Raw genomic sequence first — 20,270 nt, 5'->3', positions numbered from 1 at the left:
TGGTCCTCACGGCTTCTTCGTCGTCGGGCGGATCACTGCCATACGGGTCACGGTGAGCTCGTCGATGGCGAACCTCGGGCCCTCCCGTCCGGCCCCGGAGTCCTTCACACCGCCGTACGGCATGACATCGGACCGGAATCCGGGAACCTCGTTGATGACCACTCCGCCCACCTCCAGGCGGTCGACAGCGGTGAACGCCGTGTCGAGGGCGCTGGTGTAGACGCTCGCGTGCAGTCCGTAGCGCGAGTCGTTGACCAGGTCGAGGGCCGTGTCCAGATCGGGGACCGACCGCACCGCGACCACGGGGGCGAAGACCTCCTCGCTCCAGACGGGGAGGGCGCGGTCCACATCGAGTAGCACGGTGGGCTCGAGCACCCCGTCGGTGACACCTCCCCCGGCCACGAGCGAGGCCCCCGCCGCCACCGCCTCGTCCAGCCATGCGCGGACCCGCTCGGTCGACCGTGCGTCGATGAGCGCCGAGACGCGCGTCGCCGGATCGCGGGGGTCGCCCACGGCCACCTGGGTCACCCGCTCCGTCAGCCGGGCCATGAACTCCTCGCGCACGGCGTCCACCACGATGACCCGCTGCACGCTGATGCACGCCTGGCCCGACGCGTAGTACCCGCCGCGCACCACCGCGTCGGCGGCGGCCTCGAGGTCGGCGTCGGCGGCCACCACCAGGGCGGCGTTGGAGCCCAGTTCGAGCAGCACCTTGGTGGGTGCCGCGTCCCGGGCGATCCGGTGGCCCACGTTGGCGGAACCGGTGAAGGACACCGCACCGATCCGGCGGTCGGTGGTCAGCGCGGCACCCACCGCCGGGCCCCCGGTCACCAACTGGACCGTGGCGTGCGGCGCGTCGGCGGCGCCAAGGGCCTCGCGGAGGAGGTGCACCAGCCACAGGGTGGCCAGCGGCGTCTGCGGCGCGGGCTTGACGATGACCGGGCAGCCGGCCGCCAGGGACGGTGCGACCTTGTGCGCGGCGAGCAGCAGCGGGTAGTTGAACCCCGCGATGCCCACCACCACACCGATCGGCTTGCGGGTCCAGAAGCCGAGCAGCCCCTCGCCCGACGGCAGCAGGTCGAGCGGCACCGTCTCCCCGTGCAGCCGGGCCACCTCCTCGGCCGCCGTCAGCAGGGTCAGCAGGGTGCGGTCCACCTCGACGCGACAGTCCACCAGCGGCTTTCCGGTCTCCAGGACCAGCAGCCGCTCGAAGTCCGCGCGCCGGGCGGCGATGGCCTCGTGCGTGGCGAGCAGCGCGGCCCTGCGGATGTGCGAGGGGAGCCGTCCGACCCGGTCGCGGACCGCGAGGGCGGCGTCCACCGCCTGGTGGGCGAGACCGGTGTCCCCGACGGGGGCCCGGGCGATGAGCGTCCCGTCGTAGGGGAAGCGGACGTCCTCGGTGGCGGGTGCCCCGACCCAGCGGTCGCCGACGGGAAGGCCCTCGGGAAACTCCTTCCCCACGGGGGATTCGCCATCGGCGGGTTGGACGTGGGTGGTCACGGTCGCTGCTCCCGGTTGAGGTCGGCCGCCGACACTCCGGACAGTGCCCTGCCCAGGGTCGGAACGGCGGCGATCAGCCTGCGTGTGTAGGAATGCCGAGGGTCCTCGTACACCTGCTCCGTGGACCCGGTCTCCACGATCTGCCCGGCGTGCATGACCGCGACCCGGTCGCACACATGGCGGACCACGGACAGGTCGTGGGAGACGAAGACCAGCGTGAGGGACAGCTCGTCGACCAGGTCGGCGATGAGGTTGAGCACCTGGGCCCGTACGGAGACGTCCAGGGCGCTCACCGGCTCGTCGGCCACGATGATCTTCGGCCGGGGGGCGAGGGCGCGCGCGATCGAGATGCGCTGCCGCTGGCCACCGGAGAACTGGTGGGGATAGCGGTCCGCCGCGTCGGCCCGCAGGCCGACGGCCTCCAGCAACTCGGCCACCCGCTCCCGGCGGTTTCCGTGCCCCTGTGCCACCAGCGGCTCGGCCACGATGTCACCCACCCGCATCCGCGGATCCAGCGAACTCATCGGGTCCTGGAACACGAGCTGCAGCCGCTCGCGGACGAACGTGAGCCGTCTCTCCGGGAGCCCGGTGAGGTCCCGGCCGTCGATCGCGACACTGCCGCTGGTGGGACGGTCGAGCCCGGCCAGGATCCGCAGCAGGGTGGACTTCCCGCACCCCGACTCGCCCACGATGCCGAACCGCTGCCCCTGGGGGATGGCGAAGCTGACACCGCGCAGGGCGTGCACCGGCGGGCTGGCGCTGCGCAGTGAGGTACGCGGCCGTTGGTAGACGCGTGTGACGTCGTGGACGCTGATGGCCTCCGTGGGGCCGGTCCCCGGCTCGGGCGCGGGAGGGGCGCCGGTCGGCTGCTCAGCCACGGCCGGCCTCCTGGTTGGTGGGGGTGGTGGCGCCGGGAGCGGCGCTCCCGGGCACCGGGTGGAAGCAGGCGTAGCCGGAGTCCGGCCCGGTCGGGATCCATTCGGGTCTGGTGGCGCACACCTCGGTCGCGTGGTCGCACCTGTTCCTGAACACGCAGCCGGCGGGGAACCGGCCCGCCGGTGGAACGGATCCACGGATCGTGGCCAGCCGGCCGCGGTCGTCGACCACGGTCAGATCCGACGCCCCGATCAGGCCCTGGGTGTAGCGGTGCCGGGGGCGTGTGAACACCTCGCGGACCGGTCCCGACTCGACCAGCCGCCCGCCGTACATGACCATGACCCGCTCGCAGGCGGTGGCCACCACGGCCAGGTCGTGGGTGATGAAGAGCATCGCCGACCTGCGGTCCTGGACACCCCGCACGATCAGGTCGAGCACCCGCGCCTGCACCGTGACATCGAGCGCGGTGGTGGGTTCGTCGCACACCAGGAGCGCGGGGTCGTTCGCGAGGGCGATGGCCAGCACCACCCGCTGCCGCTGGCCCCCGGAGAACTGGTGCGGATAGGCCTGTGCGGCGGCGCCGGGGTCGGGAAGCCCCACCTGGGCCAGGAGTTCCACGGCGGCGGCACGGGCGGAGGCGCGGTCCGGCCTGGTCCGGTGGATCAGCAGCACCTCGGCGATCTGCCGCCCGACCCTCATCGTGGGGTTCAGGGCGGTCATGGGCTCCTGGAAGACCATGGCGATCTCCTTGCCCCGCACCCGGGACATCCGCGCCTCGTCGGCACCCACCAGATCGTGGTCGACTCCGGCGAGCCGTACCGAACCCGAGGCCCGCAGCCCCTCGGGCAGCAGGCCCATGACGCTCAGGGCGGTCAGCGACTTGCCCGACCCCGACTCACCGATCAGGCCGACCCGCTCACCCGCCCGGATGGTGAAGCCGACGTCTTCGACGAGCGTGCGGCCGCCCACCGTGACGTCGAGGTTCCGCACGGCGAGGACGTCGTCCTGTGTGGCGGCGGCCGGTGCCGTCCCGGGTGCCGGGGTCATCGGCGGTCCTCCAGCTTGGGGTCGAAACGGTCGCGCAGGCCGTCACCGAGCAGATTGAACCCGAGCACCGCCACCGCGATCGCGACGCCCGGGAAGACGGCGAGCCGCGGGGCGATCGACAGCAGCTCCTGGCTCTCCTGGAGCATCCGGCCCCAGGACGGGGTGGGGGGCGGGGTCCCGAAGCCCAGGAAGGACAGCGCGGCTTCGGCGAGTACGGCGATGGCGAAACCGACCGACGCCTGCACGATGACGAGACCGCTGACGTTGGGCAGTACGTGCCGCACGGCGATGGCGAACGGCCCGCGGCCCGCCGCGCGCGCGGCGATGACGTACTCGGTCCGCATGATCTGCAAGGTGCCGCCGCGGATCAGCCGGGCGAAATGGGGGATGGACGCGATACCGATGGCGACCATCGCGACCAGCGTCCCGGCGCCGTACACGGCCGCGAACATGATGGCCAGCAACAGCGCCGGGAAGGCGAGCAGCAGGTCGTTGCCGCGCATCAGCAGCTCGCCGCACCAGCGGGGCGCCATTCCGGCGACGATGCCGAGGGGCACACCGATCAGGGCGGCGACCCCCACCGCCACGAAGCCGACGAACAGCGTGGTGCGCGAGCCCACCAGGATCTGGCTGAACACATCGCGGCCGAACTTGTCCGTGCCGAACCAGTAGTCGGACGACGGCTCCTGCAGCCGCACCGAGGGATCCACCAGCGTCGGGTCGTGCGGGGTCCATACGAACGACAGCAGCGCCATGCCGATCACGGCCGCCACGATGAGACCGCCCACCAGGAGGCTGCCCGTGACCGGGCGGCGACGCTTGCGGTCCGCGGACACCGCGGAGGCGACGGTGGCCTCCCGCTCCTGAACACTCATGACCCACCTCCCCTGAGCCGTGGATCGATCAGCAGATAGACCATGTCCACCAGGAAGTTCACCAGCAGCACCGCCATTGCGATGATCATGACCACGTCCTGCACCACGATGAGGTCCCGGTTGGCGACGCTGTCCAGCAGCAGGCTGCCGAGCCCGGGGATGACGAAGACCCGCTCGATGACGACGGAGCCCACCAGCAGCGTGGCCAGCTGCAGGGCCAGGACGGTGACCACGGGCACCGCCGCGTTCCGCAGCCCGTGCCGCAGCAGGGCCCGCGTCGGGCGGAGCCCCTTGGCGCGGGCGGTGCGCAGATAGTCCTCCCGGAGCACATCGAGCACGGCGCTGCGCACATAGCGGGTGACCACCGCGGCCTGCACGATGCCGAGGGACAGCGCGGGCATCACCAGCTGTTTGAGGAACAGGACCGGATCCTGATCCGGAGGTGTCCAGCCGTTCGCCGGCAGCCACCCGAGCCCCACCGCGAACACGGTGATCAGGAGGATACCGGCGAGGAAGGCCGGGATGGCCACGCCGACTTGGGACAGGGCCGAGAGGACCAGCCCGGACGGCTTGCGGTGGCGTACCGCCATGAGCGTGCCCAGGGGGAGCGCCAGAAGGCAGGCGATCACCATTCCGGTGCCGACGAGCCACAGGGTGACCTGGAGGCGGTCGGCCAGCTGCGGGCCGATCGGCGCGTGGGAGATGTAGGAGTTCCCCGGGGCGAAGGTCACCAGCCCGCGCACCCAGCTGAGGTACTGGGCGACGAGCGGCCGGTCGAGCCCGAACTCCTGGCGCAGCTGCGCCACCGCCGAGTCCGACGCGCTGGTGCCGAGGGCCACCCGGGCCGGATCCCCCGGCAGCACCGCCATGAACGCGAACACCAGCACGGAGCTCACGGCGAGGCTGGCCAGGAGGATCGCGATCCGCTGGACCAGACGGACGATCATCGGTTGGGGCCGCCTTTCATGACCGGCCCAGGCCGGTGAGATCCAGTGACTCGGAGACGGAGTTCACCGGCAGGCCGGTGATGTCCGCGTCCGCCACCATCAGATTGGGCAGCAGGAACAGCCAGTCCGCCGCGGCATCCTTGGACAGCAGCCGGGCGGCGGCCCGCATGGAGGCGATCTGCTGCTCCTGGCTGCCCTGGTCCGCCTTCCGCAGCAACGCGCGGAACTCCGGGTTGTCGTAGTGGGTGTAGTAGCTCTTGTCCCCGAACACCGTCTGCATGTCGCGGGGTTCCACATGGCTGATGATGGACAGGTCGTAGTCGGAGTTCTTGAACACGGTGGTCAGCCAGGCCGCGGGAAACTCCAGCTGGTCGAGCTTGACCGTGAACCCGGCCTGTTCGAGCTGGCTCTTGACCACGGTGCCGCACGCGGTGGCGTAGGGCAGCGCCGGAATCCGCAGCCGCAGCGTACGGCCGGATTCGCCGGACTCCTCCAGGAGCCTCCTGGCCTTGTCGCGGTCGTACGGATAGAGGTCGGTGAGGTTCTGGTACCACGGGTCGGTCGGCGGGACCATGCTGCCGATGGGCTTGCCGTGCCCCGCCCAGCAGGTGTCCACCAGGGCCTTGTGGTCGATGGCGTAGCGGACCGCACGGCGGGCCCTCGGGTTCTTCATCGGGCCCGAACCGTTGTTGAGGGAGAGGACCACCTCGCCGTTGGTCGTGCCCTCGATGACCTTGTACTTCGAGTTGTTCTGGAACCGGTACAGGGACTCCGGGGACTGCATCTGGCCGATCACATTGATGGTGCCGGTGAGTAGTGCGTTGTTCATGGCCGTCGGGTCCTTGAAGTACTTCAGGGTGACCGAAGCGAAGTGCGGTGTGCGCCCCCAGTAGCCCTTGCGGCGGGCCAGTGTGATCGAGTCGCCGCGGTTCCAGTTCCGCACCACATACGGTCCCGTGCCCACCGGCTCGGTGGCCAGCTCGCGCACACCGGTACGGCTGAACATCGCGCCGACGCGGGTGGTCATCCGGTACAGCCAGTCGTTGCTCGGCTTCTTCAGGGTGACCTCGAGCTCGGTGGGCGACACCGCCCGCACCCCGTCGACGACGCTCATCTGGGCCTTCTGCGCCACCGTCCAGGCGGAGTTGACGCGTTCGATGGAGAACTTGGCGTCCTCGGCCGTGAACCGTGCGCCGTTGCTGAACGTGGCGTTCTGCACCAGGTGGAACGTGTATGTCCTGCGGTCCTTTGACAGGCTCCACGAGGTGGCCAGATCGGGCCGTATCTTCCCGGACTGGTCCAGTTTCACCAGCGTCTCGTAGACGTTGTCGAGCAGGGCCTGCGGAATGGCGGCACCGTCGGTCCTGGTGAAGTCGAAGGTGGCCGGTTCGGCGGTGAGGCCGATGGTCAGGCCGTTGCCGGTGCTCTTCCCCACCGATGTGGACCCGGCCGAGCAGGCTGCCAGCGACAGACATGCGAGCACGGCGACGACCGTTCCGGGGTGCCGCACCGGCCGCTTGTGCGTCATGGACGCCACCTTCCGCTATGACTGGCCTGACCAGTAAGCTCGCTTGGCAGGTACCGTGGCGACTGAAGCTGTACTTGTCAAGGGGAAGCTGTACTCATCAGGGGCGCGGTTCAAGGACCCGATCGCCCCGGGGAGTGCGAGCGGAGGAGGGTGCGGGTGCTCAGGGAACAGGGCCTGGCCGCCATGCCGGCCGTCGAGATGGTGGCCGGATTCGCCGACCGCACGTTGTCACCGGTCCAGGTCCACGACGCCGTCCAGTCGGTGATCGAGGCGCGCGAGAGCGTGCTCAACGCGTTCTGGGTGCGGGATCCGGACGAGTCCCGCAAGGCGGCACTGGCCAGCGAGGCCCGATGGGCCGCGGGGGAACCGCTCGGGCCCATCGACGGCGTGCCGGTGACGCTCAAGGAGAACGTCGCCCGCAGGGGCGTCCCGATGCCCTCGGGCAACGCGGGAACCGCACCGGTCGTCCCCGAGGCGGACGCGCCCATCACCGCGCGGGTCCTCGAATCCGGCGGGGTGGTCCTCGGATCGACCGTGATGCCGGACTGGGGCATGCTCTCCTCGGGCGTCTCCAGCCGGCACGGCATCTCGCGCAGTCCCTGGAACCCCGGCTGGACGACGGGCGGTTCCAGCTCCGGCGCGGGGGCCGCGGCGGCCGGGGGATACGGTCCGCTCCACGTCGGCACCGACATCGGGGGATCGATCCGGCTGCCGGGCACCTGGCTGGGCCTCGCCACGCTCAAGCCCAGCTACGGGAGGATCCCGCTGGACACCCCGTACCTGGGCCGTGCCGCGGGCCCCCTCACCCGCACCGTGGCGGACGCTGCCCTGTTCATGCGCGTCCTGAGCCAGCCGGACCCCCGGGACTGGTCGAGCCTGCCGCCACAGGACATCGACTGGTCGGCGCTGGACGGCGGGGTGCGTGGGCTGCGGGTGGGGGTGCAGCTGGACGCCGGGTGCGGGGAGCCGTGCGACGCCGAGATCCTGGACGCGGTGAACCGCGCCGCCGCGGTCTTCGCGTCGGCCGGAGCCGTCGTGGAGCCGGTCGGGCCGTTCATGACCCAAGAGCTGCTGGACGACCTGGATCTGTTCTGGCGGGTGCGGTCCTGGAACGACTTCCGCGCCCTGGAGCCCGGGGCCGGACTGCGCGTCCACCCCCACATCATCCGGTGGTGCCAGGGGGGCGCCGATGTGCCGGGCACCAGGGTCCTCCGCTGCTACCAGCAGATCATGGGCATCCAGGCGCGGACCGTGGCGGCGACGCTCCCGTACGATCTGGTGCTCTCGCCGGTGGCGCCGGTGGCGGCGTTTCCCGCCGAGCAGCCGATGCCCTTCGCGGGGGACGCGAAGACCATGGCCCATATCGGCTTCACCGCGCCGTACAACATGTCGGGCCAGCCGGCCGCGACCGTCAACTGCGGCTTCACCGCGGACCGTCGGCCCATCGGGGTGCAGATCGCGGGCCGCCGATTCGACGATCTCGGCGTTCTGCGGGCGGCGGCGTGGTACGAACGGAACCGGCCCGCCGAGGCGGTACCGCGCTGGCCGGACGGCGCCGCTGGGGCGCCCGCGGGGGAGCAGACGACACCGACCACGCCCGGAGGGGAGAAGCCTTGAGCGACGGGGCACAGTTCCGGCAGGTCTCGCCGGTACGGCTCTACCAGCGCATCGTCGAGCAGATCGAGCAGGCGATCGTGCGCGGTGACCTCAAGCCCGGTCAACGGCTGCCGAGCGAGCGGGTGTTGGTGGCGCAGTTCGGGGCCAGCCGTCCCACCGTGCGTGAGGCGCTGCGCGTGCTGGAGAGCGAAGGTCTCGTACGATCGCGCCCCGGCGACCCGAACGGCCCGGAGATCCTGCCCTTCTCATCGGCGGGTCTGACCAAGCAGATGACCCGGCTCGTCCAGTTCGACAACGTCTCGATGGCCGAGCTGATCTCGTTCCGCATGATCCTCGACGGCTCGGCGAGCTCACTGGCGGCCCGGCTGCGGTCCGAGGAGGAACTGTCCGCCATGGAGCGGACGATCGCCGTCATGGCGGACGCCATCGAGGCGGGGTACGAGCAGTTCAGCAAGGCCGATGTCGCGTTCCACGAGGCGGTGGCCGTGGCCAGCCGCAACTCCCTCATCGAGGTCTGCAACCAGGTGGTCAGGGGGGCGGTCCTCGCGCTGATCTCGGACAAGGTCGCCCATGCGCCGAACGGCGCGGCGCTCATGCGGGAGTCGCTCCGCCACCACCAGGAGGTGCTGGAGGCGATCCGGGCGGGGGACGGCCTGGCGGCGGCGCGCATCTCGCGGCGCAAGCTCTATGAGTACTACGCCGGTTACGTTGCGGAGAGCGAGCGGGAGCCGCTGCTCGCGCTCGTGGACGACGAGGAGCGCTGACCCCCGCGGGCTCCCTCCCGGCGCGGGAGCCGCGTCCCTCAGTGCAGCGATCGGCCGCCGTCGACGGCGAGCGTGGACCCGGTGAGGTAGCCGTTGGTCCCGGCCAGCACCACCGCCTCGGCGATCTCCCCGGCCGTGCCCGCCCGGCCGATCAGATAGCCGCGCCGCTCGTCCACGAGTCCCCGCTCGCCCGGCGAGCGCTGTTCCTGAGCCGCCCTGGCCAGGGGAGTGTCGACCAGACCGGGGCACACACAGTTCACCCGGATCCCCCGGGGAGCGAGGTCCAGGGCCATCGAACGGCTCAGTCCCACGGCCGCGGACTTCGACGCCACATAGGCGGCCATCTCGGGGATCGGCCGCACCCCGGCGGCGGATGAGACGACCACGATCGCCCCGCCCTCGCCCATGAGGGGCAGCAGCGCCCGGCTGACCGTCCACACCCCGGTCACGTTCACGGCGAAGGTCCGCTGCCAGTCCTCCTCCGCCGTCCCTGACGTGGTGTCGACCGCTCCCACGGCGACCGCCCCCGCACAGTGCACCAGCAGGTCGAGGCGGCCATGGGCACGGGCGACCCGTTCGGCGAGCGCGTGCACGGACCCGGTGTCGGTGACGTCCACCGGCTCCTCCCCCGTGGCCGGGGCACGGTCCGCCACCACCACGGCGGTGCCTCCCGCCCGCAGCCGCGCGACCACGGCGGCGCCGATGCCACTGGCGCCGCCGGTGACCACCGCGACGCCCGGGGCGGTACCGGCGCTCATGCGGCGTCCCGCTCCGCGAGGAGCCCCGGCCGAACGCGCTCGGCGTAATCGGCGCAGGACAGGAACTCCGCGCGCCCGGAGGCGAGTACGTGCCGGACCGTCTGCTCCAGGACCCACATCCGGGACGGCCGTCCGATGATCTGTGGGTGGGTGGCGAGCATGAAGTGCGTCCCCGGCTCCTCGACCAGGCCGTCGAACTCCCGGGTCCAGGTCTCGAGGACCGCCGAGGGCGCCGACATCACCCGTCCCGCCACGCGGTTGGTGTACATGAAGACCGGGGTGTCGACGAGGGCCCAGGCGAACGGGAGCTCGACGATGCCGGTGGTGCGGTCGTGGGCCTGAAGCAGATGGGCCGAGTCGGAGTCGAAGAGGTTGGAGGAGAACCGCATGCCGTGCTTCTCCATCAGCTTCACCGAGTGCGGGGTCAGCTCAGCGGCGGGCGAGCGCCAGCCCCGGGGCGCCCGGCCGGTCGCCCGTGTGATGGCGTCCGCGGCGAGCTGGAACTCCTCGGCCTCCTGCTCCTCGCTCAGGCTCTCCGACCAGGCGTGGGTGTGGCTGTGGTGCTCGATGGTCAGCCCGGCCTCCAGGATCGCCTCGATCTGGGCGGGGTAGCGCTCCACCACCTGTCCAGGGACGAAGAAGGTGGCCGTGATGTCGTAGCGGCGCAGCAGCGCGAGGATCCGGGGCAGCCCCACCTTCGGGCCGTAGTGTCCCTGGGACACCCAGACCGGCTTGTCAGCCCCGGCGGGGTCGCGGGCCGTCCAGAGGAGTTCGGCGTCCATGTCGAAGGTCAGCAGGACGGGCGTGGGCAGAGCGGGCGTGGTCATCGATGTGCTCCTGGCTGGATCCGCGCGGGACGTCCGTCCCTGCGGGGATTTGTGGTCTGAACAGCTGCTAGGTTGAGTATGTGGCCGTGGGGGCGCGGCCCGGGGGACGACGGGACTGGGGAGCGATGTTCACGCAGGTAGACAAGAAGCGGGCCTTCGAGGCGGTCGTCCAGCAGATCGAGTCGGCGATCTACTCGGGTGAGTACGCCCCCGGTGACTTCCTTCCGCCCGAGCGGACGCTGGTCGAGGACTTCGGGGTGGGCCGGTCCACGGTCCGCGAGGCGCTGCGGATCCTGGAGAGCATGGGCCTGGTGAGGACCAGTCCGGGCAGCCGGAGCGGGCCCGAGGTCTGCGGTTCGGTGACCCCGGGCCTGACCCGGATGCTGCGGGGCGCGGTGCGGATGGAGGAGATCCCGGTGGTGGACCTCGTCCAGTACCGGATCATCGCCGGAGCCGCCGCCAACCGGCTCGCGGCGCAGCTGCGGACCGATGAGCACCTGGAGCGGATGGAGGCGGCGATCGAGGCGATGGAGGCCGCCACCGACGCCGCCACCTTCGCCGCGGCGGACGACGGCTTCCACATGGTCGTCCGGGAGGCGGCCGGGAACCGCGTGCTCGGCATCGTGGGCGGTGTGATCCAGGACGCCACCCTCGATCTGGTGGCCGGGGCCGTCGACCCGTCGGCCGGTGCGTCGCGGATGCGGCGGGAGTTCATCGCGGACCACCGCCGCATCCTCGACGCGATCGCCGGCCGCGACGGCGACACCGCGGCCCGGCTGGCCAGCCAGACCCTGTACGACGCCTACTCCGGCGCCCTCGACGAGGACCAGCGGCGCAGGCTCGCGGTGCTGCTCGAGCCGGATGCGCGGACCGCGCGCGACCTCTGAGCCCATCCGTCGGGACCGCATCACCCGGCCGTGGCCGACGCGATCGGCCACGGCGCGGGGCGCGGCGGGAAGACATACCGCTGCACCGCGTCGGCCACGTCCAGGAGCCGGTCCTCGGCCCCCGGGCGGCCCAGCACCTGCAGTCCCACCGGCATTCCCGCCACCGTCCCGCACGGCACCGTGACCGCCGGGTAGCCGGTGTAGTTGGCCAGGAAGGTGTACGCGACCAGCTCGCGGCGGGCGACCTCGGGCAGCGCGTCGGACGGGCCGCCCGCGCCTTCCGGTGCGATCACTCCCGTGGTGGGCGTCAGCAGGAAGTCGACGCCGTCGAGCAGCGTGTCGAGGTGGTCCGCGGCGGCGTCCGCGCAACCGAGCGATTCCGAGTACCGTGCGCCGCTGACCTCGGCCGCCCGCTCGAAGTGGTGGCGTGCGTAGCCGGAGAGGAGATGGCGCGAGGCCGCGTCGGCCATCATCCGGTCCCCTCCGGTGGCCAGCCGGTCGGCCATCATGGCGTCGTAGAAGGGCTCGGCGAACCGGGGGGTGTCCAGGCCGAGTTGGCCGTCGTCCACCTCGACGTCGTCCAGGAGGGCGAGCCGTTCCACCGCGGAGCGGACCGCCCCGACCACCTCGGGGGCGGCGTCCCGGCCGCTGTCGGCGATCCAGCGCAGCCGCCACCCGGTGTGCGCGGACCGGATCGCGGCGTCGCGGTCGACGAAGGTACGGGTGCTCCGCTCGGTGTCCCACGGCCCCCGCATGGCGTGCCACATCGCACGGGCGTCCGCGACCCACAGCGCCAGGGGGCCGGGGACGGAGAACCGGCGGGTGCCGATGAACCCGCCACCGGCCGGTGTGGCGCCACGGGACGGCTTGAGTCCGACCACACCGCACAGGGCCGCCGGAATGCGCACCGATCCTCCTCCGTCACTGCCCAGGGCGACCGGGGTCAGACCGGCGGCGACGGAGGCCGCGGCGCCTCCGCTTGACCCGCCGCAGATGCGGCCCGGATCCCACGGGTTGACCGTCTCGGGCTGGAGTTCATTGACCGTGCGGATGTAGATCGCGAATTCGGGGGTGTTGGTCTTGCCGACGAGGATTCCCCCCGCGCGCCGGATGCGGGCGACCACGGGGGCGTCCCGCACCGGTATGTGCTCGGCGAACACCGCGGAACCGAATGTCGTACGGACGTGGCCGGTCGGATAGGTGTCCTTGACCGAGAAGGGGATCCCCCGCATCGGCCCCGGCCGGTCCGGTGCCGCGTCGGCCGCCTCGGCGTCGGCGAGCGCCCGCTCGGGACAGACCGTGAGGAAGGAGTGGAGTGCGGGATCGCGGTCACGGATCCGGTCCAGGCTCTCCCGGGTGGCCGCCACGGCGGACCGGGCCCGCCCCGTCGGCCGTGCGTCCTGCCGTACGTCGGGGGCGCTCGCCAAGGTGTTCACTCCGATCGTGGTGGGGGAATGACCGGGGCGGTCATGGCCAGCCGCCTCGTGGTTCGGTGATGACCGGGGTGCGGTCATGACCAGCCGCCGAAGATCGACCAGCCGCCGTCAACGGCGAGGGTCTGCCCGGTGACATAGGACGCCTCGGCCGAGAGCAGGAAGCGCACCACGGAGGCGACCTCGCCGGGCGACCCCAGGCGGCCCATCGGGGTACGCCCGAGGACGCCCCGCTCATCGAGCAGCCCGCGGGCGAAGTTGCGCTCGACCAGCGGTGTGCGGATGGTGCCCGGGGCGACCGCGTTCACCCGGATCCCGGCGGCGGCCCACTCGGCGGCGAGCTGGCGGACGAGTCCTTCGAGCCCCGCCTTCACCGCGCCGTACCCCGTCCGGCCGTGCAGCGCCCGGCCCGCGGCCAGGCTCGACATCGCCACCGCCGCGCCCCGGGTGGCGGCCAGCATCGGATGGGCGGTGCGCAGCAGCCGGGCGGCGGCCTCGACATGCACCGCCCACAGCTCGTGCCAGCCAGCGTCGTCGATGTCGAGGAACGGGCGGGTCATGCCGGTCCCTGCGTTGCTGACCAGCCCGTCGACGCGTCCGAAGGCCGACTCCGCGGCCTCGACGAGCGCCCGGGTGGTCGCCGGATCGGCGACGTCGCCCGCCACCGCGACGCAGCCACGGCCCTCGGCCCGCACCTCCGACTCCACCCGCGCCAGGTCGCCGTCCGTGTCGCGGCCGTGCACGACCACGTCCCAGCCGGTGCGGGCGAGCGCGAGGGCGCAGGCCCGCCCGATGCCCGACGACGAGCCGGTCACCACCGCCGCGGGCACTCCCTCCCCGGCGCTCATCGGTCCCGCAGCGGTTCGAAGGCCGTCTCGCGCATCCGCAGATAGACGATCAGCGTCGGGATCGCGGCGGCCATCGCCCAGAACGCCGGAGCGAGCGGGGTGCCGAGCCAGGCGATCAGACCCGTCGCGATGAACGGCGCGGTCCCGCCGAACACCGCCGAGCTGAGGTTGTACGGCAGGGCCATGCCGGAGTAGCGCAGCCGGGTCGGGAACAACTCGGTCAGGCCCGCCGTGCCCGGACCCGAGTAGCACGCCATGATGCACATCGCCGGGAGCTGGGCGACCAGCGCGGCCCAGAACGAGCCGTGGGACATCAGCAGGTAGATCGGGATCGCCGCCACGAAGAACACGGCGGCGTGGGCGATCAGGATCGGCCGCCTGCCCACCCGGTCCGACACCCGTCCCATGACCAGGGTCAGCACCGCGTAGGCGATCATCCCGACGACGTTGGCCAGATAGGCGTCGCCGAGGCTCAGACCGGCCTCGTTGTGCAGGAACGTCGGGGTGTAGGTGAGGAACGTATAGAAGCCGATGTTGGGCAGAGCGGTGTAGAAGAACGCGGTGAACATCGCGCCGCGCTGCGTCCGCACCGCCTCGGTGGCCGGTCGCTCGGCCACCTCACCGGCCTCCCGCAGGGCCTGGAAGTGGGGCGTGTCCGCCATCCGGAACCGGATGTAGAAGCCGATCGCGCCCAGTGGAAGCGACAGCAGGAACGGGATGCGCCAGCCGCCGCTCTCCAGTGCGTCGGCCGAGCCGAGATTGGTGATCGCCGTGACGACCAGGACACCGGCCAGTGTTCCGGTGATGACGCTGAACTGCTGCCAGCTCGATACCCGGCCGCGTCGGCCGACCGGGGCGTTCTCGGTCATCACCGTGGCCGAGCCGGTGAACTCCCCACCGGCCGAGAAACCCTGGAGCAGACGCAGCAGCACCAGCAGCGACGGCGCCGCGACCCCGGCGGCGGCGTACGTGGGCAGCAGCCCCATGCCGAGGGTGCTCGCCGACACCAGGATCAGGGCCCACGCCAGCGCGGTGCGCCGGCCGCGCCGGTCGCCCAGGTGCCCGAAGAACAGTCCGCCCAGCGGCCGGACCACGAAGCCGACCCCGAACACCGCGAACGTCGACAGCGTCGAGGCCACGGTGGACTCGCTCGGAAAGAACAGCGACGAGATCACCGGGCTGAGCGCGGCGTAGACGCCGTAGTCGTACCACTCGATGAAGTTGCCGATGCCCCCGGCGACGACCGCACGGCGTGAGCTGTGGCCGGACGGCACGGCACGGGTCTGCGCCACATTCGGGGGTCTGGCGGTTGCGGACACGTGAGCCTCCCGGAGACCTGGTTTACGCGACCTAGCTACTGGTCGGACCAGTAGCAAAGTAGGTCACCCGCGCCAGAAGTGTCCAGGGGCGCGGTGGCCCGAAGGTCATCCGCCTCTCCGAGCCGCGGCCGTCGCCCGTTCGGCGGGGCGCGTCCCGGAGCCCGGTGGCCCGGGCCGGCCACCGGTGACAGCATCGTCACTGGCGGGCCGGACGGGCAGTCCGGTGTGCGGCGGGCGATCCGGGATCCAGAGCATCATGAGAGGTCGCGGCATGGGCATATGCACCGTGGGTGACTACCTTCTGCGCCGACTGCGGGAGATCGGGGTCAGGCATGTCTTCGGCGTGCCCGGCGACTACCAGCTGGAATTCCTGGACCAGGTCGAGGCGATGGACGGCATCGAATGGGTCGGGAACTGCAATGAGCTCAACGCCGCCTACGCCGCGGACGGCTACGGCCGGCTGAACGGGATCGCCGCGCTCGTCACCACCTTCGGCGTGGGGGAGTTGAGCGCCCTCAACGGCATCGCCGGCGCGTACGCCGAATCGGTGCCCGTGGTGTCCATCGTGGGGACACCGGCCACCTTCGTGGTGGAGGGCAAGCAGAAGGTCCATCACACGGCGGGCGACGGCGACTTCACCCGCGCCGCGAAGTGCGCGGGCGAGTACACGGTCGCGCAGGCGGTGCTGACCCGCGACAACGCCGCCTCGGAGATCGACCGGGTGCTGCGCTTCTGCTGGCTGCTCAAGCGCCCCGTGTACATCATGCTGCCCTCGGACGTCGCCTACGAGACGATCGAGGCCCCGGCCGAGCCCCTGGCCCTGCTGGAACCCTCCAGCGACCCCCGCAAGCTGGAGCGGTTCGCGGGCCAGGCGCGGGACGTACTGCGTGCGGCCCGGTCGGTGGCCGTCCTGGTCGGCCCCGAGGCCGACCGCTACCACCTCACGGGCCAGCTGAGGGAACTCGCCGAAAGGACCGGCTGCCCGGTCGCCTGCCTCAGCAACGCCAAGGGTGTCTTCCCCGAGGACCACGACCAGTTCATCGGCGGCTACGCGGGCAAGCTCAGCGACGCCTACGTCAGGGAGACCATCGAGAACGCGGAGTGCCTGCTGGCCGTTGGCACCCAGTTCACCGACTCGGTCACCGGCGGGTTCTCCCAGAACATCGACCCGTCACGGGTCATCGCACTCCATCCGACCGCAGCCGCCATCGGCGACAGCCAGTACGCCCACGTGTCCATGAAGGACGCGCTGCTGGCGCTCGTCAGCACCGGCATCCACAAGCCCGCCGCCATCACCCCCCTCTTCGGGCGCCGCGCCGCGGGGCAGGAGCGTGAGCCCGTCCGCTCGGCCCGGCTGGTCCAGGAGCGCTTCTGGGCACAGCTCCAGGCGTTCCTCGAGCCCGGCGACGTGGTGATCGCCGACCAGGGCACCTCGTACTACGGCTGCGCCGAACTCCCGCTCCCGCACGGCTGCACCTTCATGGGCCAGCCGCTGTGGGGGTCGATCGGCTACACCCTTCCGGCGCTGCTGGGCACCATGCTCGCCGCGCCCGGCCGCCGCCATGTCCTGCTGATCGGCGACGGCTCCTTCCAGCTCACCGCGCAGGAGCTCTCCACGGTGCTGCGGCACGGACTCCACCCCGTCATCTTCCTGATCAACAACGACGGTTACACGGTCGAGCGCTGCATCCTCGGTGCGGACGCGGGCTACAACAACATCGCCACCTGGCGGTACGACCGGCTGGTCGAGGCCTTCGACCCACAGAACCTCGCCACCACCGCCAAGGCGGACACCGAAGACACCCTCGCGGCAGCGCTCGAGACGGCCAGGGGCAACCGCGACCGGCTCGTGTTCATCGAGGCGGTCATGGAACGCCTCGATGCCCCGGAAGGCCTCGTCAAACTGGGCAAGGCATTCGCCGCCGCGGACTACCACCACGCACCCGTCTCCTGACCGGCGGTTGTGGCTGCGGTTGCCCGCCGCGCAGCCGTGCTCAGCTCCGCGGTGGCCCTCCACCGTGCTCCGCCACCGCGTAACCGGGCACGGACGGCCATCGGACGGTCAGCACCACCGACTCCTCCTCCGCGAACCACGAATGGTCGACTCCATGGCCCCACACGACGTAATCGCCCTGCTCCTCCAGTAGGACGTCGCGGCCGGGGAGTTCCACGCGGAATCGGCCGCTGATGAGAACCAGCAGGGCCGTGCGCTCCTCGCCCCTCACCCACTCCGCCCGTTCGTCGCCACGAGGGTGGACGCCCCATTTGATCTCCACGGCCTCGCTGTGGCGCGGATCGCCGACCTCCTTGAAGTGGCCGAGGAGCCATCCCCGGTCCAGTGCCGCGTCCTTGCCCGCATTGCCCACGTACACGCTGTCGCTCACGGTGCCGGACGCTAGCAGCTCCTGGTGTGCGCATCCGGGCATCCCCGCCCCGCGAACCGGTCCACCAGCACGTCGAGCCGCCGTGACGCCTCCTGCCGGGGGAGGCGGCCCGAGCGCGTGAGGCTGACCAGGCCGTGCAGGGCCGACCAGAAGACCTCGACGAACAGGGCCGGTTCGGCGGACCCCGCGAGGGCGCCGAGCGTGTTGAGCAGCGTCTCGAACCCCTCGCGCAGCGGCGCCGGAGTCGCCTCGTCGGCGAACGGCAGACCGGTGTCGAGGAGGAACATCGCGTCGTAGAGTGCGGGGTTGCGCTCGGCGAAGTCGAGATACGCCCCGGCGAGCGCGGCCACCGCGGCGCGGCCCTCCGGCCCGTTGGCCACCGCCTCCCGCATCGTGGCGGTCAGTTCGGTGAATCCCTCCAGGGCCACGGCTCCGACGATCTCGCGCTTGCCGCGGAAGTGGCTGTAGAGCACGGGCTGGCTGTACTCGATGCGCTCGGACAGCCGACGTGTGGTGACGGCGTCCCAGCCGTGGGCCTCGGCGAGTTCCCGGGCCGCCGCGACGATCAGCTGATGGCGGTGGGCCCGTTCGCGCTCCTTGCGTTCCTGTACGGACATGCCCTGGATTCTAGCAGTGCTAGACATCCGAGCGGCACTCTGGCTAGCATCACATGGAAATCTAGCGATGCTAGAAACGTGCTGGAGACGCGCTGGAAACGCGCCAGTCGCGCGCTCGGAGACTCAGGAGGGGACATGCAGAACACACTCGCCATCGCAACGATCGTGGTCGTCGGCCTGCTGGTGGGCGTCGAATTCGCGGTGGCGGCCTTCGTCAACCCGATCATCAGTCGGCTGCCGAACGACGGCGGGCTCGCGGCCCGCAGCGACGGAGCGCGCCTCCTCGGCAGGGTGATGCCGTTCTGGTACATCGGCTCGGTCCTGCTCAGCGTCTGCTGGGCGGCCATGGCGCGGGGCGGCGCGGGGGCGGGGCTCATCGTCACGGCCGCCGCGCTGCTGGTCCTCAGCGTGCTGATGTCGATCGCCCTGCTCGTCCCGATCAACTCCCGCGTGGCCCAGTGGAGCCGGGACACCGTCCCGGCGGACTGGAGGGAGCAGATCGGCCGCTGGGACCGGTTCCACTACCTGCGCGTCGGCGTCATCATCGCGGCATTCGTCCTGCTGGTCACCGGCATGGCGTGACGCCCTCGGACCCTCCCCGGTACTGGCGGTCTCGGCGCCGACGACCGTTGGCCTGCCGTCCCGTACGAACAGCGGCGCGCCGGGCTGGCGCTCCAGCGTCCGGATCTGCGCGGGCCCGGCGCTCCGGTGCGATCGTCCAGCTGAGCAGCATGGGCGGCCAGACAACACCGGCGCCAGCGAGGAGATCGCCGACTACGCCGACACCGTCGGGCCCACCCGGCGGATGACCAGACCGCCGGGGGTCAGCCGCGGAGATCCCGGGCCATCAGCGCGAGGCGCTCGGCGAATTCGGTGAGTCCGGCCTGGTCGACGTTGCCGAAGCTGACCCGGAACATCCGGCGGTCGTCGGGCAGGAAGGCGGTGCCCGAGAGGACGAGCGTGTCATAGCGGGTGATGAGGTCGCGCACCACCTCGTCGGTGGGGCGGCCGGCGAAGGGGTGGCGGATCCAGCCGAAGAACCCGCCGCTGCTGATCAGCTCGAAACCGCCCGGCCGACCGGCCAGCGAGGTCTCCAGCCGGCGCCGCTTGTCCGCGATCTCGTCCGCCCGCGCACGTCGCCACTCCTGGGCCGAGGTCAGCCCGGCCCAGGCGGCCTCCTGCCCGACGCGCGGCGGACAGATCGCCACGCAGTCGAGCAACTTCATCACCTCGCGGTTCAGCTCGGGTGAACCCACGACCGCGCCCACCCGGTAGCCGGGCATCGCCAGGTCCTTGGAGAAGCTGTGCAGGCTCACCAGGGTCCGCTCCCAGTCCGGGTCGGCGAACAGCTCGTGTGCCGGTCGCCCGGTGTCGCGGAACGAGCGGTAGGTCTCGTCCAGGATCAGCGCGATATCGTGCCGCTTCGCCAGCGCGTAGAACTCCGCGAGCACATCCGGCGGAAGGGTGACGCCACTCGGGTTGCCCGGGGTGACCAGCACGATCGCCCTGGTGCGCGGCGTGATGAGCGCTGCGGCGGCTTCCGGGTCGGGCACGAGATCGGGGCCGGGCTCCAGGTACCGCGGCACGACACCGTTCATGCGCAGCCACATGTCGTAGTTGAAGTAGTAGGGCAGGACTTCGATGACCTCGTCACCCGGCTCGGTGAGCGACTGGGCGACCAGGCAGAACGCCTGGTTGCACCCGGCGGTGACGACCATCTGGCCGGCCCCCACCGGGCTCTGGTAGGCGCGGCTGAGGTCGGCGGCGAACGCCTCCCGCAGCCGGGGCAGCCCGGGAGCCGGTACATAGGCGGCGCCGTTCGGCTCGTGGGCGACCTTGGTGACATGCTCGATCATCTCGGTCGCGGGCGGGTAGCTCGGCGCGGCCTGGGCCAGATCGAGTAGCGCACGCTCACCGCTGCGGTCCGCCACCAGGGCATAGGTCGCGCCCATCGGTGAATCGATCTCGTGCACGGTTCGCGGGCTGAGTCGCACGTCGGCGCTCCTTCACGGGTCGGCTGTCCGCTGGCGGTCGACGCCGATG

The 20,270-nt window shown here is 71.5% G+C and carries 19 protein-coding genes; 5 read left to right on the top strand and 14 right to left on the bottom strand.

Annotated elements, in window-relative coordinates:
- Positions 1-6: 6 nt before the first annotated feature.
- The 6 genes from VT50_RS03700 to VT50_RS03675 are packed head-to-tail and all read right to left on the bottom strand — an operon-like array spanning position 7 to position 6,773.
- Positions 7-1,500: an aldehyde dehydrogenase family protein gene (locus VT50_RS03700; RefSeq protein WP_078840672.1), complete on the bottom strand. Its 1,494-nt coding sequence runs from the start codon at positions 1,498-1,500 to the stop codon at positions 7-9.
- Entirely contained in the window at positions 1,497-2,378 is an 882-nt protein-coding gene (locus VT50_RS03695; RefSeq protein WP_046085770.1) for an ATP-binding cassette domain-containing protein, read from the bottom strand. Before VT50_RS03695 ends, VT50_RS03700 begins: the two co-directional genes overlap by 4 nt.
- Positions 2,371-3,423: an ABC transporter ATP-binding protein gene (locus VT50_RS03690; RefSeq protein ID WP_046085771.1), complete on the bottom strand. Its 1,053-nt coding sequence runs from the start codon at positions 3,421-3,423 to the stop codon at positions 2,371-2,373. The genes VT50_RS03695 and VT50_RS03690 overlap by 8 nt, the downstream gene beginning before the upstream one ends.
- Positions 3,420-4,298, bottom strand: coding sequence for an ABC transporter permease (locus tag VT50_RS03685; RefSeq protein ID WP_240529028.1), 879 nt, complete (start codon positions 4,296-4,298; stop codon positions 3,420-3,422). Before VT50_RS03685 ends, VT50_RS03690 begins: the two co-directional genes overlap by 4 nt.
- Entirely contained in the window at positions 4,295-5,245 is a 951-nt protein-coding gene (locus VT50_RS03680) for an ABC transporter permease (RefSeq protein ID WP_046085772.1), read from the bottom strand. Before VT50_RS03680 ends, VT50_RS03685 begins: the two co-directional genes overlap by 4 nt.
- 16 nt (positions 5,246-5,261) lie before the next feature.
- Positions 5,262-6,773, bottom strand: coding sequence for an ABC transporter substrate-binding protein (locus tag VT50_RS03675; protein WP_046085773.1), 1,512 nt, complete (start codon positions 6,771-6,773; stop codon positions 5,262-5,264).
- Between the two features lie 156 nt (positions 6,774-6,929).
- Here VT50_RS03675 and VT50_RS03670 point away from each other — a divergent pair, with 156 nt between their 5' ends.
- Together VT50_RS03670 and VT50_RS03665 are read left to right on the top strand one after the other, a co-directional pair.
- On the top strand, positions 6,930-8,390 hold the full coding sequence (locus VT50_RS03670) for an amidase (protein WP_206269334.1): 1,461 nt from the start codon (positions 6,930-6,932) through the stop codon (positions 8,388-8,390).
- Positions 8,387-9,154, top strand: a complete 768-nt coding sequence (locus VT50_RS03665) for a FadR/GntR family transcriptional regulator (RefSeq protein ID WP_046085774.1) — start codon at positions 8,387-8,389, stop codon at positions 9,152-9,154. The genes VT50_RS03670 and VT50_RS03665 overlap by 4 nt, the downstream gene beginning before the upstream one ends.
- A 38-nt stretch (positions 9,155-9,192) precedes the next feature.
- On the opposite strand, the gene VT50_RS03660 is transcribed toward VT50_RS03665, so the two are convergent.
- Both VT50_RS03660 and VT50_RS03655 read right to left on the bottom strand, forming a co-directional pair.
- On the bottom strand, positions 9,193-9,912 hold the full coding sequence (locus tag VT50_RS03660) for an SDR family NAD(P)-dependent oxidoreductase (protein WP_046085775.1): 720 nt from the start codon (positions 9,910-9,912) through the stop codon (positions 9,193-9,195).
- Entirely contained in the window at positions 9,909-10,739 is an 831-nt protein-coding gene (locus tag VT50_RS03655; RefSeq protein ID WP_046085776.1) for a polysaccharide deacetylase family protein, read from the bottom strand. Before VT50_RS03655 ends, VT50_RS03660 begins: the two co-directional genes overlap by 4 nt.
- Positions 10,740-10,864: 125 nt before the next feature.
- Between VT50_RS03655 and VT50_RS40915 the strand changes: the two genes are divergently transcribed.
- The gene (locus VT50_RS40915) at positions 10,865-11,626 is read left to right on the top strand and encodes a FadR/GntR family transcriptional regulator (RefSeq protein WP_079343758.1); all 762 of its coding nucleotides are present in this window, start codon (positions 10,865-10,867) and stop codon (positions 11,624-11,626) included.
- A 20-nt stretch (positions 11,627-11,646) separates the two neighbouring features.
- On the opposite strand, the gene VT50_RS03645 is transcribed toward VT50_RS40915, so the two are convergent.
- From VT50_RS03645 to VT50_RS03635, 3 genes are all read right to left on the bottom strand, one after another.
- The gene (locus VT50_RS03645) at positions 11,647-13,062 is read right to left on the bottom strand and encodes an amidase (RefSeq protein WP_046089066.1); all 1,416 of its coding nucleotides are present in this window, start codon (positions 13,060-13,062) and stop codon (positions 11,647-11,649) included.
- Positions 13,063-13,136: 74 nt separating this feature from the next.
- The gene (locus VT50_RS03640; RefSeq protein ID WP_046089067.1) at positions 13,137-13,907 is read right to left on the bottom strand and encodes an SDR family NAD(P)-dependent oxidoreductase; all 771 of its coding nucleotides are present in this window, start codon (positions 13,905-13,907) and stop codon (positions 13,137-13,139) included.
- Entirely contained in the window at positions 13,904-15,226 is a 1,323-nt protein-coding gene (locus VT50_RS03635; protein WP_046089068.1) for an MFS transporter, read from the bottom strand. The genes VT50_RS03640 and VT50_RS03635 overlap by 4 nt, the downstream gene beginning before the upstream one ends.
- 271 nt (positions 15,227-15,497) lie before the next feature.
- Between VT50_RS03635 and VT50_RS03630 the strand changes: the two genes are divergently transcribed.
- Positions 15,498-17,180, top strand: a complete 1,683-nt coding sequence (locus tag VT50_RS03630; protein WP_053048745.1) for an alpha-keto acid decarboxylase family protein — start codon at positions 15,498-15,500, stop codon at positions 17,178-17,180.
- A gap of 40 nt (positions 17,181-17,220) precedes the next feature.
- On the opposite strand, the gene VT50_RS03625 is transcribed toward VT50_RS03630, so the two are convergent.
- Positions 17,221-17,610 carry a cupin domain-containing protein gene (locus VT50_RS03625; protein ID WP_046089070.1) on the bottom strand — a complete coding sequence of 130 codons (390 nt, stop codon included), beginning with the start codon at positions 17,608-17,610 and terminating at the stop codon, positions 17,221-17,223.
- A gap of 11 nt (positions 17,611-17,621) precedes the next feature.
- Positions 17,622-18,227 (bottom strand): TetR/AcrR family transcriptional regulator, encoded by a 606-nt coding sequence (locus VT50_RS03620; protein ID WP_046089071.1) that lies wholly within the window; start codon positions 18,225-18,227, stop codon positions 17,622-17,624.
- A 135-nt stretch (positions 18,228-18,362) separates the two neighbouring features.
- Between VT50_RS03620 and VT50_RS03615 the strand changes: the two genes are divergently transcribed.
- Positions 18,363-18,809 carry an anthrone oxygenase family protein gene (locus tag VT50_RS03615; RefSeq protein WP_046089072.1) on the top strand — a complete coding sequence of 149 codons (447 nt, stop codon included), beginning with the start codon at positions 18,363-18,365 and terminating at the stop codon, positions 18,807-18,809.
- Between the two features lie 242 nt (positions 18,810-19,051).
- Here VT50_RS03615 and VT50_RS03610 read toward each other — a convergent pair whose 3' ends face one another.
- Positions 19,052-20,221 carry an aminotransferase gene (locus VT50_RS03610; protein WP_046089073.1) on the bottom strand — a complete coding sequence of 390 codons (1,170 nt, stop codon included), beginning with the start codon at positions 20,219-20,221 and terminating at the stop codon, positions 19,052-19,054.
- Between the last annotated feature and the right edge of the window lie 49 nt (positions 20,222-20,270).

Source organism: Streptomyces antioxidans (assembly GCF_000968685.2).
Taxonomy (GTDB): Bacteria; Actinomycetota; Actinomycetes; order Streptomycetales; family Streptomycetaceae; genus Streptomyces; species Streptomyces antioxidans.
This window is presented reverse-complemented; position numbering and strand designations above follow the sequence as displayed.